This window comes from Streptomyces sp. (genome assembly GCF_036566765.1).
Lineage (GTDB): Bacteria > Actinomycetota > Actinomycetes > Streptomycetales > Streptomycetaceae > Streptomyces.
In genome coordinates this window covers 1-14,890 of the sequence record NZ_DATCVQ010000218.1, presented here as the reverse complement: position 1 = coordinate 14,890, position 14,890 = coordinate 1, and the positions used below count along the sequence as shown (strand labels likewise).

Sequence of the window (14,890 nt, the reverse complement as noted above, 5' to 3'; positions counted from 1 at the left end):
CGCACCCGCCGGTCGTGGTGGTGGGCGTGCCGGGGGGCTGGGCGGCGGCGTCGGCGGGGCTGCGGCACGCGGCGGAGACGGCGACGGCGGCGCAGGGTCTGTCGGACCGCCCCTGGTACGACGCGCGCCGCCTCGACATCGACCTGCTGCTGTGGCGCCTGCGCGAGCACGAGGACCTGGCGGCCTTCGTGGACCGCGCGATCGGCCCCCTCCGCGACCACGACGCCACGGCCCGCCCCCCGCTCCTCCCCACCCTGGAGACCTACCTGGCCCACGCGGGCCGCAAGGCGGAGACGGCCCGAGAGCTCCACCTCAACCGCCAGACCCTCTACAACCGCCTGGCCCGCATAGCCGAACTCCTCGGCACGGACTTGGACGACCCCCAGACGGTCCTGGCGCTCAGCTTGGCACTCAGGGCTCGGCGGCATACGGGGTAACCCTCCCCCCGTGTGGGCAATCGTCCCGCTGGGGCGGGACGATTGCCCACAACGGGGGCGAAGGTCCCGCCCCGCGCCGTCAGCGGGTCGTCAGTTCGTCGTAGACGCTCAGGACGTGGGCGATCGTCTCGTCCTCCGTCGGCCATGTGCCCGCCTGCACCCGCCCCGCCGCCGCGAGGTCCGAGCGGCGGTCGGGGTCCGAGAGGAGGGCGGAGACCGCGGCCGCCAGAGCCTCCGCGTCCCCGTACGGGACCAACTCGGCCGCGTCCCCGACCAGTTCCGGCACCCCGCCCACCGCCGTCGCCACCAGCGGCACCCCCAGCCGCAGCGCCTCCTGCGCCAGCGGGGAGCGGGCCTCCCACCGCGAGGGGAGCACCGCGACGTCCGCCGCCGCCAGCAGCTCCGCCACGTCCTCCCGCCGGCCCACCAACCGCACCGGCAGCCCCTCGTCCTCGATCCGCCGCTGCAGCGCCGCCCGTTCGCGCCCCTCCCCCGCGATCACCAGCAGCGGTTGCGGGTCTCGCGCGCGCCACACCCGCGCCGCGTCCAGCAGCGTCCCGTACCCCCGCCCAGGCACCAGCGACCCGACCGCCATCAGCAACGGCCGGTCCACCGCGCCCAGTTCCGCCCGCGCCTTGCCGTCGTGCAGACACACCGGCGCCCGCGACACCGGCACGGTGACCGGCGCGAGCCGTGCGTCCCGCGCCCCGCGCCGTCGCGCCCGGTCGACGAGCTCGGAGGACGTCCCCAGCACAACCGCCGCCGCCCGCACCGTCCTTCGCTCGAGCAGCCGCAGCAACCCGCCCCGCGCCCCGTCCACATGGCTGCGCGCGTGCCAGGTCATCACGAAGGGCGTGGACGACGGCGTCCACGCCCCGCACGCCAACGCCAGCGTCGCCCGCACCCCCGCGTGCAGCCCGTGCGCGTGCACCACGTCCGCGCCGATGCACGCGTTGCGCAGCAGCGCGACCGTCGCCGGGTCGTTGCGGCGCGGCACCGGCACGAAGTGCGCGCCGGCGCCCAGGAAGTCGTATTCACGGTCGAGGTGGGCCGGGGCGCACACGGTCACCCGCACGCCCCTCGCCACGAGCCCCGCGGCGAGTGACCTGACGTGAGCGCTGCTGCCCGCGCTGCCGCCACCCAGCACTTGGACCGTACGCAGCTGAGTCACGCGCCCAAGGATGCCAGCCCGCACGCACGTTCCGGGACCGATGCGCCCACGTTCCCGCGTCCGACGCCTCAACTCACCACGATGGATCACTCACATGGGTGAGCGTACGAGTGCCGTGACACGGTCTCCGCACACCGCCGCAGCGACCAGTCCCGCCGCGTGGGCGGCCAGCCCGAGTCGGCCGTTGCCGGCCACGATCGCCGCCCCGACCGCCGCGCCGAGCGCATGGGCCCCGGTGTCGCCGAGCATCGTGCGCTCCCCGAGGTCGTCCACGAGGACCGCCGCCGCGGCGCCCATCGGCGCGGCCGCCTCCGGCCCGCGCAGCAGCCCGGGCGCGCCGAGCGCCAGCACACCGAGCGCGGCGCGCCCCGGCTGCACGTCCACCAGGTTGACGAGGTGCGCGGTACCCGCGATCACCACGCCCGCGAGGACCTTGTCGACCGGCCGTTCCTTCATCAGCGCCCCCGCGACGAGCCCGGCCGCGCCGATCCCGAGGAGCTTGACGGCCCCGCTGGTCACCTCGCCCTGCCGCAGCGCGCTCAGATGCGCCCGGAAGCCGCGCCGGTCGTCGCCCTTCACGTCGTCGTACGCCCCGCACGCCCCCGCGACGAGCACCGCGAACGCGGCGGGCCCTCTGCCGACGGCGAGCGCCGTTCCGACAGCGGTGGCGGGCCCCGCGTACAGATCGACGTCCCGCCCCGCGTAGTTCACCCGCCGCCAGCGACCGTCCCGGTCCCCGACCCGTCGCCGCAGCCCGCCGTACACGCCCCGGGTCACCCCCGCAGCCACGGCGAAAGCCCCCGCCCTACCCAGTCGCGCGATCATGCGCCCAGGGTAAGGGGCGGCATGGGGTGACCACCCGGCAGTACGCCTGCCCCGCCCGGCAACACACGCACCCGGGCCCCTGACATCGCGGCCCGAGTGCGAACCGCTCCCCGCTACCCCTCCGCCCGCGCCGTAGCGAGCAGTTCCTCCGCATGCGCCCGCGCAGTCTCCGAGTCCTCCTGCCCGGCCAACATCCGCGACAGCTCCCGCACCCGGTCCTCGCCCTCGAGCACGGTCACGCCGGAGCGCGTCACCGAGCCGTCGTTCGTCTTCTCGACCAGCAGCTGCCGGTCGGCGAAGGCCGCGACCTGGGGGAGGTGGGTGACGACCACGACCTGCGCGGACTTGGCGAGCTTGGCGAGGCGGCGGCCGATCTCGACGGCCGCCTTGCCGCCGACGCCGGCGTCGACCTCGTCGAAGAGATACGTCGGCACCGGGTCGGTTCCCGCGAAGACGACCTCGACCGCGAGCATCACGCGGGACAGCTCACCGCCCGACGCGCCCTTGGCGATCGGCCGCGGCGGCGCGCCGGGGTGCGGGGCGAGCAGCAGCTCGACCTCGTCGGCGCCGGAGGGCCCGTACGCGACGGTGCGGCCGCCGACCTCGACGCCGTCGGCGGCCTCGACCTGCCGGATGTCGAAGGACACCCGGGCGTGGGGCATGGCGAGCGAGGCCAGTTCGGCGGTGACGGCGTCGGCGAACCGGGCCGCCGCCTCGGTACGGGCGTCGGTGAGCGCCTGGGCGAGGCCGGAGAGCTCGGCGCGCAGCGCGTCCCGCTCGGCGGTGAGCTCGCCGATCCGGTCGTCGTCGCCGTCGAGTTCGGTGAGCCGGGCCGCGCTGTCCTGGGCCCAGGCGAGCACGGCGGTGACGTTCTCGCCGTACTTGCGGGTGAGCTGGGTGAGGGCGGCGCGGCGCTCTTCGACGGCGGCGAGGCGGCGCGGGTCGGCGTCGAGGTTGTCGGCGTAGCCGGCGAGCTCTCCGGCGACGTCGGCGAGGAGGATGGAGATCTCGCCGGTGCGGTCGGCGAGCGCGGCGAGGGCGGGGTCGTGGGACCGTACGGCCTCCAGCGCGCGCCCCGCGCCCGCGACGAGGGTCGTCGCGTCGACGGCCTCGGGGTCCTCGGGGTTGCCGGCGAGCGCGGCGTGCGCGTACGCGGCGGCGGAGGCGAGGGCCTCGGCGTGGCCGAGCCGCTCGGCCTCGGCGGCGAGCTCGACGTCCTCGCCGGCGCGGGGCTCGACGGCCTCGATCTCGGCGAGGCCGAAGCGCAGCAGATCGGCCTCCTGGGCGCGCTCGCGGGCGCGGGTGGTCAGCTCGTCCAGCTCGACGGAGGCGGCGCGCAGCCGCCGGTACGCCTCGCCGTACGTCGCGAGCGGGGCGGCGACGGCGTCGCCGGCGTACCGGTCCAGGGCGCTGCGCTGCCGGGCGGGCTTGAGCAGGCCCTGCTGGTCGGTCTGGCCGTGGACGGCGACGAGCTCGTCGGCGAGCTCGGCGAGCAGGCCGTTGGGCACGGAACGCCCGCCGAGGTGCGCACGGGAGCGGCCCTCGGCGGAGACGGTGCGGCTGACGAGCAGCACGCCGTCGTCCAGCTCGGCGCCGGCCTCCTGGGCCCGTAGGGCGGCGGGCGCGCCGGCGGGCACGGTGATCCGCCCCTCGACGACGGCGGACCCCGCCCCGATCCGTACGAGGGCAGGGTCGGCGCGCCCGCCGAGCAGCAGGCCCAGGCTGGTCACGACCATGGTCTTACCGGCGCCGGTCTCGCCCGTCACCGCGGTGAACCCGGGCGACAGCTCGACAACCGCGTCGTCGATGACCCCGAGCGACCGTATCCGCATCTCCTCCAACACGTGGAAGACCTTACGAGGTCCACCCCCCACCCCGCGACGGCCCCTGCCGCAACACCCCGAACCCGCAGGTAGGAACCCCCCGCAATCACCCGCGGGGGTGGCCGCAGCGGCGCGGGTGCGCGCCAGGGCAGGCTCCCCCACCCCAGCTCCGCGCGCCCTCGTCTACGCCACAAAGCCCACGCCGGGAGGCGCCCCGGCAACTGAAGGCCGCAAAGCCGCCGGGGCTCGGGCCATGCCCCGGCGACCCGCCCGCGGCGCGAAGCCGCCGCCGCCCGCCGGGGGTCTCGAGGGCGGAGCCCCCTGGTCTCTGCAGAGCACCCGCCCCCCGTACCCCCTAGTGCGGCGCCCCCCGCCACCCCGACACCGGCAGGGCGAACTTCGCTACCAGGCGGTCCGTGAAGGACGCGTGGTGGAGGCGGGCCAGGAGGACGGGGACCTTGCCCTTGCGGACCTCCACGCGCGCGCCCGCCGGGAGCTCCACCGTGCGCCGGCCGTCGCACCACAGCACCCCGTTGGGCGTGTGCGGCTCCACCTCGACCGCCAGCACCGAGTCCGGCGTCGTCACCAGCGGCTTCGCGAAGAGCGCGTGCGCACCGATAGGCACCATCAGCAGCGCCTCCACCTCCGGCCACATCACCGGCCCGCCCGCCGAGAAGGCGTACGCCGTCGAGCCCGTCGGCGTCGCGCAGATCACCCCGTCGCAGCCGAACCCGGTCACCGGACGCCCGTCGATCGCGAGCACGACCTCCAGCATCCGCTCCGGCGAGACCTTCTGCACGGCCGCCTCGTTCAGCGCCCAATCCGTGTGCAGCACATCGCCGTTGTTGTGCACGACGACGTCGAGAGTCATCCGCTCCTCGACCTCGTACGCCCGCGTCACCACCCGGTCCACGACCTTGTCCAGGTCGTCCCGCTCCGCCTCCGCGAGGAAGCCCACCCGCCCCAGGTTCACCCCGAGCATCGGCACCCCGGACACCCGCGCGAACTCCGCCCCGCGCAGCAGCGTCCCGTCGCCGCCGAGGACGACCAGCAGCTCACACCCGTCCAGCGCGTCCGAGCACGCCTCCGGCACCGTCTCCACCGACGCCGGCAGCGGCAGATCCGCGGCCTCCGCCTCCAGGACGCGTACCCGCAGGCCGCTGCGCAGCAGCCCCTGGACCACCAGTTCGGCGCTGCGCACGGCCGCCGGGCGGCCGGTGTGCGCGAGCAGGAAGACGGTACGCGGTGCTGCTGTCGTCGATGTCAACGAGGTCCCTCCGCCACGGCGCGGTCCACATCCGCCGGATCCAGCGCGGGCGCCCCTGCCCGCAGCCACAGAAAGTACTCGACGTTACCGGACGGCCCGGGCAGCGGGCTGGCCGTCACCCCGAGCACCCCGAGCCCCAACTCCCCCGCCCGCCGGGCGACGTTCTTCACCGCGTCCGCGCGCAGCTCCGCGCTGCGCACCACACCGCCGCTGCCGAGCCGCTCCTTGCCCACCTCGAACTGCGGCTTCACCATCAGGACCAGGTCCGCGTCAGGCGCCGTGCAGGCCACCAGCGCCGGCAGCACGAGCCCCAGCGGGATGAAGGAAAGGTCGCCGACGACCAGGTCCACCGGCGTCCCGTCGATCTCCTTGAGCGTCAACTCGCGTACGTTCGTGCGGTCCTTCACGGTGACCCGCTCGTCGCTCTGCAGCGACCAGGCGAGCTGCCCGTACCCCACGTCGACGGCCACGACGTGCGCCGCGCCCGCCCGCAGCAGGACGTCCGTGAAGCCGCCGGTCGACGCGCCCGCGTCCAGCGCCCGCCGGCCCTCGACCCGCAGCCCCTGCGGCACGAACGCCTCGAACGCGCCCGCCAGCTTGTGCCCGCCGCGCGAGACGTAGTCGGGGTCGCTGTCGTCCTGCACGACGACGATGGCCGCGGCGGTCTCGACCTGCGTGGCGGACTTGGTGGCGACCGTCTTGCCGACGGTCACCCGCCCTGCCGCGATCAGCTGGGCGGCGTGCTCGCGCGAGCGGGCGAGCTTCCGGCGTACCAGCTCCGAGTCGAGTCGACGGCGTGCCACTCCTGCCACGTTCGGTTCAGCTCCTGTGGTCGTGCGTAGGTGTCGGTCCCGGGCGTGCGGCGGCGTCGAGCGAGGTCAGCTCGTCCCGCAGCCCCCGGTGTACATCCTCGTACACCTCCAGGTGTCCGTCCGCCGGGAGGTGGTCCGCGTCGGCCAGCCGCTCCAGGAGCGCGTCGACGGCGGCGTGACCCGTGGGCGTGCGCACGACGCCGAGCGGCGCGGGCTCGGCGGGCTCGTGGCGGGGCTCGGGGGCGTGCGCCGGGCTGCCCTCGCCGTCCACGCCCACCACATCGCCCATGCCGACCACATCGTCCATGCCGACCACGTCATCCGCGCCAGGTGCCTCGTCACGGACATCGGTACGCATGTGATCACCCATGCGTTCAGCCTCGCTCATGCCCCGACGCTACCCGAGAAGCCCTGAGGTACGGTCGACGGCGATGGCCACGATCGAGGAGTGCCGCAGCGCACTCGACAGACTCTCGGACAATCTCGCCCGGGCGAACGGCGACGTACGCGGCGCCGCCGCACTCGACCGCACCCTGAGCTGCCACCTCACGGACCTCGCCACCACCTTCACCGGCCGCCTCGCGGACGGCCGGATCGAGGACGTGGTCACGGTCTCCGGGCCGCCGCCCGCGAAGGCACAGATCCGGCTGGCGATGAGCGGCGACGACCTGGTGGCGATGGTGGACGGCCGGCTGAACTTCGCGAAGGCCTGGGCCTCCGGCCGGGTCAGGCTGGAGGCCGGCTTCCGCGATCTGCTGCGCCTGCGGTCACTTCTGTAGCGCGGGCTCCCCCGCCCTGGACGTACGCGCCCTGCGCCCCGCCGGCACCACCAGCGGCGTCCCCGTCTCCGGGTCGTCGATGACCTGGCAGCGCAGCCCGAAGACCCGCTCGACCAGCTCCGCGGTGACCACCTCGGCCGGCGGGCCCTCGGCGACGACCTCGCCGCCGCGGACGGCGATGAGGTGGGTCGCGTACCGCGCCGCGTGGTTCAGGTCGTGCAGGACGGCGACCAGCGTCCGGCCCTGGTCCTCGTGCAGCTCGGCGCACAGGTCCAGGACGTCGATCTGGTGCTGGATGTCGAGGTACGTCGTCGGCTCGTCGAGCAGCAGCAGCGGGGTCTGCTGGGCGAGCGCCATCGCGATCCACACGCGCTGCCGCTGACCGCCGGACAGCTCGTCGACGAACCGGTCCGCCAGCTCGGCGACGCCGGTCGCGACCATCGACTCCTGGACGACCCGCTCGTCCTCGGGCGACCACTGCCGCAGCAGCCCCTGGTGCGGGTAGCGGCCGCGGGCGACGAGGTCGGCGACGGTGATCCCGTCCGGCGCGATCGAGGACTGCGGCAGCAGACCGAGCGTCTTCGCGACCTTCTTCGCCGGCAGCGAGTGGATGGACTGGCCGTCGAGCAGGACCCGGCCCTCGGTCGGCTTGAGCATCCGGGACAGCGCGCGCAGCAGCGTCGACTTGCCGCAGGCGTTGGGGCCGACGATGACCGTGAAGGAGTTGTCGGGGATCTCGACGGACAGATCGCGGGCGATGACCCGCTGCTCGTAGGCGAGGGTGACCGCGTCGGCTCCCAGACGCTGTCGCTGCCGCCCCGGCTGCCGCTGCTGCCGCTGACCGTCCATGCCCGTGCTCCCGAGGTTCGTGTCGTTGGTCCTGGTCATATCCGTCCGGCCTTGCGCTCGGTGACGAGCAGCCACAGCAGATAGCAGCCGCCGAGGACGCCGGTGACGACGCCGACGGGCAGTTGGCGGTCGCCGAACGCCTGGGTGGCCGCCCAGTCGGCGACCAGCAGCAGCGCCACGCCCATGAGGGCGGAGGCCGCGAGGTTGGGTCCCGGCGAGCGCGTGAGGCGGCGGGCCAGCTGGGGCGCGCTCAGCGAGACGAAGACGATGGGGCCGGCCGCGGCGGTGGCCGCGGAGACCAGCAGCACGGCGGAGGTCATCAGCACGATGCGGGTCCGCTCGACGTGGACGCCGAGCGCATACGCGGCGTCGTCGCCCATCTCCAGCATGCGCAGCGCGCGGCCGTGGCCGAGGACGACCGGCAGCAGCACACAGCAGACCGCGAACAGCGGCCGGAACTGGGTCCAGTCGCGGCCGTCGAGCGAACCCGTCATCCACACCGTGGCGCGGGTCGCGTCGACGAGATCGGCCTTGGTGATCAGGTAGTGGATGACGGCGGTGAGCATGGCCGCCGAGCCGATGCCGACGAGGACCAGCCGGTAGCCGTGCACGCCGCGCTTCCAGGCGAGCAGGTAGATCGCCGCGCCGGTGACCAGGCCGCCGACCACCGCGCCGGCCGAGGCGGCGGTCGCGTCGCCCTGGAAGAGCACGATGACGGTGAGCGCGCCGACGGTCGCGCCCTGGCCGAAGCCGATGACGTCGGGGCTGCCGAGCGGGTTGCGGGAGATCGACTGGAAGACCGCGCCGCCGATGCCGAGCGCCGCGCCGACGCAGACGGCGACGAGGACGCGCGGCAGCCGCAGGTCCATGACGGCGAACTCCTGCACCGGAGTGCCGTCGCCGAGCAGGGTGGCGACGACGTCGCCGGGTGCGATCGGGAAGTCGCCGCTGCCGATGAGGACGACCGCGGCCGCGAGCGCGAGGACGAGCAGCCCGAGGACGCAGACGACGGCCCGGGGCTCGTACCGTACGGAGAAGCCTCCGGCGGTCCGCACGCTCCTCACCGCCTTCGTGGTCGGCTCGGCGGCCGACTTCGTGGTCGACGTGGTGGTCACAGCTTGGCCATCCTCTTGCGGCGTACGAGGTGGATGAAGACGGGCCCGCCGACCAGCGCGGTGACGATGCCGACCTGGAGCTCGGACGGGCGCGCGACCACCCGGCCCAGGACGTCCGAAGCCAGCAGCAGGACCGGCGAGAGAACGGCGGCGTACGGCAGGATCCACCGCATGTCGGGGCCGGTGATCGCCCGGACCATGTACGGCACCATCAGCCCGATGAACACGATCGGCCCGCAGGCGGCCGTCGCGGCGCCGCACATGAGGGTGACGGCGAGCATGGCGACGAGGCGGGTCCGGTTGAGGTTGGCGCCGAGCGCGCGGGCGGTGTCGTCGCCCATCTCCATGGCGTTCAGCGGCCGCGCGATCAGCAGCGCGAGCAGCACGCCGACGAGGATGAACGGCGCGACCCGCCGGACCGTCGCCATGTCGGCGGAGGCGAGCGAGCCGACGGTCCAGAAGCGGAGCTGGTCGAGCGCGGCCGAGTTGAGGAGCTGGACGGCGTTGACGTACCCGTACAGCGCGGCGGTCGCGGCGGTGCCGGCGAGCGCCAGGCGGACGGGCGTGGCGCTGCGGCTGCCGCCGAGCACGTACACGACGACGGAGACGACCGCCGCGCCGGCGAACGCGAACCAGACGAAGTCGGAGACGTCGGCGACCCCGAGGAAAGCGATCGCGGACACGACGGCCGCGGCGGCGCCGGCGTTGACGCCGAGCAGGCCGGGCTCGGCGAGCGGGTTGCGGGTGAGCCCCTGCATCACCGCGCCGGAGAGCCCGAGCGCGACGCCGACGAGCAGCCCGAGGAGGGTGCGGGGGACGCGCACGTCGTGGACGACGACGTCGTTCCCGACGCCGCTGTTCTGGAACAGCCCGTGCCAGACATCGCCGAGCGGCACCGACTTGGCGCCGACCACGATGCTCAGGACACAGACCAGCAGCAGGACCCCGACCGCCACACCCAGCCCGACCGCCCGCCCTACGTGACGACGCGTCGAGTCCTGGACAACGGCTGCCGGTTCCGCGCTCGCACGGGAGGGACTGTCGACCAACACGAGGTTAGGTTAGCCTACCCTCCCATCGGTGATCGACGAGCTTCCGGCCGAGCGCTCGGCGCGACGATCGGGCCCTCCCCGGTGCGATGGGCCGTCACCCGCGCCGCGGCACCGCGCCCCGCACCCGCGCCGCGGCTCCGCGCCCCTCACCACCCCAAGCGCCCCAGCGCCTTCCCCGCGTCCAGCCCGCAGGACCCGTCCCCCGCCGCCGTCCACGCCGCCCCGCAGAGTGCTCGGAGCCCGTCCAGCGGCTCCCCCTCGCCGGCCAGCTCCAGTGCCCCGTCCCGGGCCGACGCGGTCCAGCCCCCGCAACCGAAGCCGTCCGCCGTCGCCACGACCTCCGGCTGCCCCCGCAGCAGGCCGCGCAGATCCGCGTCCACGTACGTCGGCCGGTGCTCCGGCGCCGCCGCCAACAGACGGGCCGCGTCCGTCACCCCGGTCAGCACCAACAGCGAGTCGACGCCCCCGTTGAACGCGCCCTCGATGTCCGTGTCCAGGCGGTCCCCTACCACCAGCGGCCGCTTCGCCCCGGTCCGCAGCACCGTCTCCCGGTGCATCGGCGGCAGGGGCTTGCCCGCCACCCGCGGCTCCGCGCCGGTCGCGATCCGGACGACCTCCACCGCCGCCCCGTTCCCGGGCCCGATCCCCCGCGCCCCCGGAATCGTCAGGTCCGTGTTCGACGCGAACCACGGCACCCCGCGCTCGATCGCGTAGCACGCCTCCGCGAACCGCCCCCACGGCAGCTCCGGCCCCCCGTACCCCTGCACCACCGCCGCCAGGCCCTCGGTGTCCGCCGAGTCCACGGGCTCCAGGCCCCGCTCCCGCAGCGCCGCCCGCAGCCCCTCGCCGCCGATCACCAACACCGGCGACCCGACCGGCACTTCCGCGGCGATCAGCCGCGCCACCGCCTGCGCCGACGTGATCACGTCGGCCGCCTCCGCCGGCACCCCGAGCTCGGTCAGATGGCGCGCCACCGCGTCCGGAGTCCGCAGCGCGTTGTTCGTCACGTACGCCAGGTGCATCCCGCTCTCGCGCGCCGCTCCCAGCGCCGACACGGCGTACGGGATCGCCTCCCCGCCTGCGTACACCACCCCGTCCAGATCCAGCAGCGCCGTGTCGTACGCCGTGCTCAGCGTCTCCGCGCTCCCGCTCGGCCGCTGCCTGCCGCCCTGCTGTGCCATGGTCCTGCGCTCCTGACGAAGTCGGTTCTCCCCTTTGCCCCGATCATCGCTCATGCCCTCGATCCACTTACGATGTCGAGATGAACACAACAGGTCCCGCGGCCGATGACGCCCGCGTCGACGGTCTGCGACTGGTCCCGTTCCGGGGCCTGCGCTATGTCCCGGAACGGGTCGGCAGCCTGGCCGCCGTGACCTCGCCCCCGTACGACGTCGTCGTACGGCCCGACGGGCTGCACCATCTCGAGTCCGCCGACCCGCACAACATCGTCCGGCTGATCCTCCCGCAGGCCATGACGGCCGGCACCCGCCACCGCAAGGCCGCCGTCACCCTCGACCGCTGGATCGCCGAGGGCGTCCTCGCGCCGGACCCGAAACCCGCCCTGTACGTGTACGAGCAGCGCAGCGGCGACCTCCTCCAGCGCGGCCTCATCGGCGCACTGGAGCTGTCCCCGCCGGATCGGGGCATCGTGCTCCCCCACGAGGACGTCATGCCGCACGTCGTCGAGGACCGCGCCGCCCTGATGCGCACCACCGCCGCCAATCTGGAGCCGCTGCTCCTCACCTACGTCGGCGAGGGGAACGGCGCCACGCGCGTCATCGAACAGGCCATCCAGCGCGAGCCGTTGCTCTCCACCACCACCGAGGACGGCTTCCACCACAGCCTCTGGGCGGTCACCGACCCGGCCGACCTCGCGGCCGTGGACGCCGAGCTCGCCGGCCACCAGGCGCTCATCGCCGACGGCCACCACCGCTGGGCCACCTACCTCCGGCTGCAGGAGGAGCACGACTCGCCCAGCCCTTGGAGCTACGGGCTGGTGCTGCTCATCGACACAGCCCGCTACCCGCTCCGGGTCCGCGCCATCCACCGCCTGCTGAGCCGCCTCCCGGTCGCCGACGCCCTCGCCGCCCTGGAGGGCCGCTTCCGCGTCCGCTCGGTCGACGGCCCGCTCCCGGCCGCGATGGAGACGCTGGCGGCCGCGGTCGCCGAGGGCAACGCCTTTCTGCTGGCCGGCGACGGCGGCTTCCACCTCGTCGACCGCCCGGACCCGGAACTCCTCGCGACGACGATCCGCACGGACCTCCCCGAGGCCTGGCGGACCCTGGACGCCACGGTCCTGCACGCCACGATGCTCGACCACCTCTGGCACATCCCGGACGCCCCCGAGCACATCGCCTACATCCACGACACGGAGGCCGCGGTCGCCCAGGCCGAGCGCCGTGGCGGCACGGCGGTGCTCATGCATCCGGTACGGGAGGAGGTCGTCCGCGACCTCGCCCGCCAGGGCGTCACGATGCCCCGCAAGTCGACGTCCTTCGGGCCGAAGCCGGCGACGGGCCTGGTGCTGCGGAGCCTGGCCCTGGACTGACGAACGTGCGAACGCACAAGAGGGCGGCACCCCGGGTGGGGCGCCGCCCTCTGGCGTGCTGAAGCTACGGAGATCAGCCCTTGTCGTCGGACTTCGGCTCGGACTCCGGCTCGGGGGTCACCTCGTCGACCACGTCCACGTCCACGTCCACATCGGCGTCCGCGTCATCGGCCGCGTCGGTCTCGACGAGGGCCTCGTCGGTCTCGTCGTCGTCGGCGAGGGCATCGCCGTCCTGCTCGTTGCCCTCGGCCTCGTCGATCTCCTCGACCTCGACGAACTCGACGCCGTCGAGCTCGGCGAGACGGTCGGACGCGTCGGTCGCCCCGGCCTTGTCGGACTCGAGCGCCTTGGCGAACCACTCGCGGGCCTCGTCGGTGCGCTCCGCCGCCAGCAGCGCGTCGGCGTAGGCGTACCGGAGACGCGCGGTCCACGGGTGCACCGCGGTCGACGCGAGCTCGGGGCTCTGCAGGGTCACGATGGCGGCATCGAGCTGCCCCATGTCCCGGCGGGCGCCGGCGGCGACGAGCCGCATCTCGACCTGCCCGGCCTTGTCCAGCTTCTGTACCTCGGGCTCACCGGCCATCGCCAGCGCCCGCTCGGGCCGGCCCATGCCGCGCTCGCAGTCGGCCATGACGGGCCACAGCTCCACGCTGCCCGTCATCCGCCGGGCCGCCCGGAACTCGGCCAGCGCCTCCGAGTACTTCTGGTTGGCGTACGCGGCGAAGCCGGCGGCCTCGCGCACGGCGGCGACGCGGGACGCAAGCCGGAGCGCGATGCGGGCGTACGCATACGCCTGCTCCGGGTCCTCGTCGATGAGGTTCGCGACCATGACCAGGTTGCGCGCGACGTCCTCGGCGAGCGTCTTGGGCAGGCTCATCAGCTCCTGCCGCACGTCCTGGTCGATCTCATCGCCGGTGACGTCCGCCGGGATCGGCAGCCGCTTGATGGGCGCACGGTCACCGCGGTCGCGGTCGTCCCGACCCGCGAACCCACCGCGGTCGTCGCGCCCACGGTACCCACCGCGGTCGTCCCGACGGTCGTCCCGACGGAACCCGCCACCGCGACTGTCGTCCCGACGGGGCCCACGGGGCCGGTCGTCACGGCGGTCGTCACGGCGGTCGGTCGGACGGTCGTCACGACGCTCGTCCCGACGGAAGGTGGGACGGTCGTCACGACGCTCGTCCCGACGGAAGGTGGGACGGTCGTCACGACGCTCATCGCGACGGAACGACGGACGGTCGTCACGACGCTCATCCCGACGGAACGACGGACGGTCGCCGCCACGGCTGTCATCGCGACGGAAGCCACCGCCACGGTTGTCGCCACCGCGGTCGTCACGGCGGAAGCCACCGCCACGGCTGTCATCGCGCCGGTCGTCCCGCTGGAAGGAGGGCCGGTCGCCACCGCGGCTGTCGTCACGACGGAACCCACCGCCGCGGCTGTCGCCGCCACGGTTGTCGTCACGACGGAACCCACCACCACGGGTGTCATCACGCCGGTCGTCGCGACGGAACCCGCCACGATCACGGTCGTCATCACGCCGGAACGAGGGCCGATCATCACGACGCTCGTCGCGACGGAAGGACGGACGGTCGCCGCCACGGCTGTCGTCACGCCGGAAGCCACCGCCACGGTTGTCGCCACCGCGGTTGTCATCGCGACGGAATCCACCGCCACGGTTGTCGCCACCGCGGTTGTCGTCACGACGGAAGGACGGACGGTCGCCGCCACGGTTGTCGTCACGACGGAAGCCGCCACCACGGTTGTCGCCACCGCGGTTGTCGTCACGACGGAAGCCGCCACCACGATTGTCGCCACCGCGGTTGTCGTCACGGCGGAAGCCACCGCCACGGTTGTCGCCACCACGGGTGTCATCACGCCGGTCGTCGCGACGGAACCCACCGCGATCACGGTCGTCATCACGCCGGAACGACGGCCGGTCATCGCGACGGTCATCGCGGCGGAACGGCGGACGGTCGTCCCGCCCGCGGTGGCCGCCACCACCGCGGTTGTCGCCACCGCGGTTGTCGCTGCCACGGTTGTCGCCGCCACGGTTGTCATCACGGCGGTTGTCGTCCCGGCGGAATCCACCACCGCGGTTGTCATCACGACGCGGGCCGCGGAAGCCGCCCCGCTCGCCACCGTCCCTACGACGCGGCTCGCGTTCCGGACGGTCGTCGGGAGAGTTGGTGGACATCGAGTGACTCCTGTC

At 74.2% G+C, this 14,890-nt stretch carries 15 protein-coding genes; 3 read left to right on the top strand and 12 right to left on the bottom strand.

The genetic code is table 11. From position 1 onward, the window contains the following. Positions 1 to 437, top strand: a 437-nt coding sequence (locus tag VIU94_RS12750; RefSeq protein WP_331910798.1) for a PucR family transcriptional regulator, incomplete at its 5' end; no start/stop codon positions are given. Positions 438 to 516: 79 nt separating this feature from the next. On the opposite strand, the gene VIU94_RS12745 is transcribed toward VIU94_RS12750, so the two are convergent. From VIU94_RS12745 to VIU94_RS12720, 6 genes are all read right to left on the bottom strand, one after another. Beyond that, positions 517 to 1,608, bottom strand: coding sequence for a glycosyltransferase family 4 protein (locus tag VIU94_RS12745; protein ID WP_331910796.1), 1,092 nt, complete (start codon positions 1,606 to 1,608; stop codon positions 517 to 519). 90 nt (positions 1,609 to 1,698) lie between these two features. After that, a complete protein-coding gene (locus tag VIU94_RS12740) occupies positions 1,699 to 2,433 on the bottom strand; it encodes a hypothetical protein (protein ID WP_331910794.1) in 735 nt (244 codons plus the stop codon). Between the two features lie 113 nt (positions 2,434 to 2,546). Further along, positions 2,547 to 4,265: a DNA repair protein RecN gene (recN, locus tag VIU94_RS12735; protein ID WP_331910806.1), complete on the bottom strand. Its 1,719-nt coding sequence runs from the start codon at positions 4,263 to 4,265 to the stop codon at positions 2,547 to 2,549. A 346-nt stretch (positions 4,266 to 4,611) separates the two neighbouring features. Continuing rightward, the gene (locus VIU94_RS12730) at positions 4,612 to 5,523 is read right to left on the bottom strand and encodes an NAD kinase (RefSeq protein ID WP_331910792.1); all 912 of its coding nucleotides are present in this window, start codon (positions 5,521 to 5,523) and stop codon (positions 4,612 to 4,614) included. Beyond that, positions 5,520 to 6,335, bottom strand: a complete 816-nt coding sequence (locus tag VIU94_RS12725) for a TlyA family RNA methyltransferase (protein WP_331910790.1) — start codon at positions 6,333 to 6,335, stop codon at positions 5,520 to 5,522. Before VIU94_RS12725 ends, VIU94_RS12730 begins: the two co-directional genes overlap by 4 nt. 7 nt (positions 6,336 to 6,342) lie before the next feature. Further along, the gene (locus tag VIU94_RS12720) at positions 6,343 to 6,624 is read right to left on the bottom strand and encodes a hypothetical protein (protein WP_331910804.1); all 282 of its coding nucleotides are present in this window, start codon (positions 6,622 to 6,624) and stop codon (positions 6,343 to 6,345) included. Between the two features lie 142 nt (positions 6,625 to 6,766). Here VIU94_RS12720 and VIU94_RS12715 point away from each other — a divergent pair, with 142 nt between their 5' ends. Continuing rightward, positions 6,767 to 7,114, top strand: coding sequence for an SCP2 sterol-binding domain-containing protein (locus VIU94_RS12715; protein WP_331910788.1), 348 nt, complete (start codon positions 6,767 to 6,769; stop codon positions 7,112 to 7,114). On the opposite strand, the gene VIU94_RS12710 is transcribed toward VIU94_RS12715, so the two are convergent. From VIU94_RS12710 to VIU94_RS12695, 4 genes are all read right to left on the bottom strand, one after another. Continuing rightward, on the bottom strand, positions 7,103 to 7,963 hold the full coding sequence (locus VIU94_RS12710; RefSeq protein ID WP_331910802.1) for an ABC transporter ATP-binding protein: 861 nt from the start codon (positions 7,961 to 7,963) through the stop codon (positions 7,103 to 7,105). The two genes, VIU94_RS12715 and VIU94_RS12710, sit on opposite strands and share 12 nt — an antisense overlap. Before the next feature lie 35 nt (positions 7,964 to 7,998). Next, positions 7,999 to 9,078: a FecCD family ABC transporter permease gene (locus VIU94_RS12705; protein ID WP_331910786.1), complete on the bottom strand. Its 1,080-nt coding sequence runs from the start codon at positions 9,076 to 9,078 to the stop codon at positions 7,999 to 8,001. Further along, positions 9,075 to 10,130, bottom strand: a complete 1,056-nt coding sequence (locus VIU94_RS12700; RefSeq protein ID WP_414720938.1) for a FecCD family ABC transporter permease — start codon at positions 10,128 to 10,130, stop codon at positions 9,075 to 9,077. Before VIU94_RS12700 ends, VIU94_RS12705 begins: the two co-directional genes overlap by 4 nt. 146 nt (positions 10,131 to 10,276) lie before the next feature. Then, entirely contained in the window at positions 10,277 to 11,311 is a 1,035-nt protein-coding gene (locus tag VIU94_RS12695; RefSeq protein ID WP_331910784.1) for an HAD-IIA family hydrolase, read from the bottom strand. An 80-nt stretch (positions 11,312 to 11,391) separates the two neighbouring features. Here VIU94_RS12695 and VIU94_RS12690 point away from each other — a divergent pair, with 80 nt between their 5' ends. Further along, positions 11,392 to 12,678: a DUF1015 family protein gene (locus VIU94_RS12690; protein ID WP_331910782.1), complete on the top strand. Its 1,287-nt coding sequence runs from the start codon at positions 11,392 to 11,394 to the stop codon at positions 12,676 to 12,678. A 73-nt stretch (positions 12,679 to 12,751) separates the two neighbouring features. On the opposite strand, the gene VIU94_RS12685 is transcribed toward VIU94_RS12690, so the two are convergent. Next, on the bottom strand, positions 12,752 to 13,570 hold the full coding sequence (locus tag VIU94_RS12685; protein ID WP_331910780.1) for a tetratricopeptide repeat protein: 819 nt from the start codon (positions 13,568 to 13,570) through the stop codon (positions 12,752 to 12,754). Next, positions 13,555 to 14,890: hypothetical protein (locus VIU94_RS12680; protein ID WP_331910778.1), on the bottom strand; the 1,336-nt coding region annotated here is incomplete at its 5' end. The genes VIU94_RS12680 and VIU94_RS12685, both read right to left, overlap by 16 nt.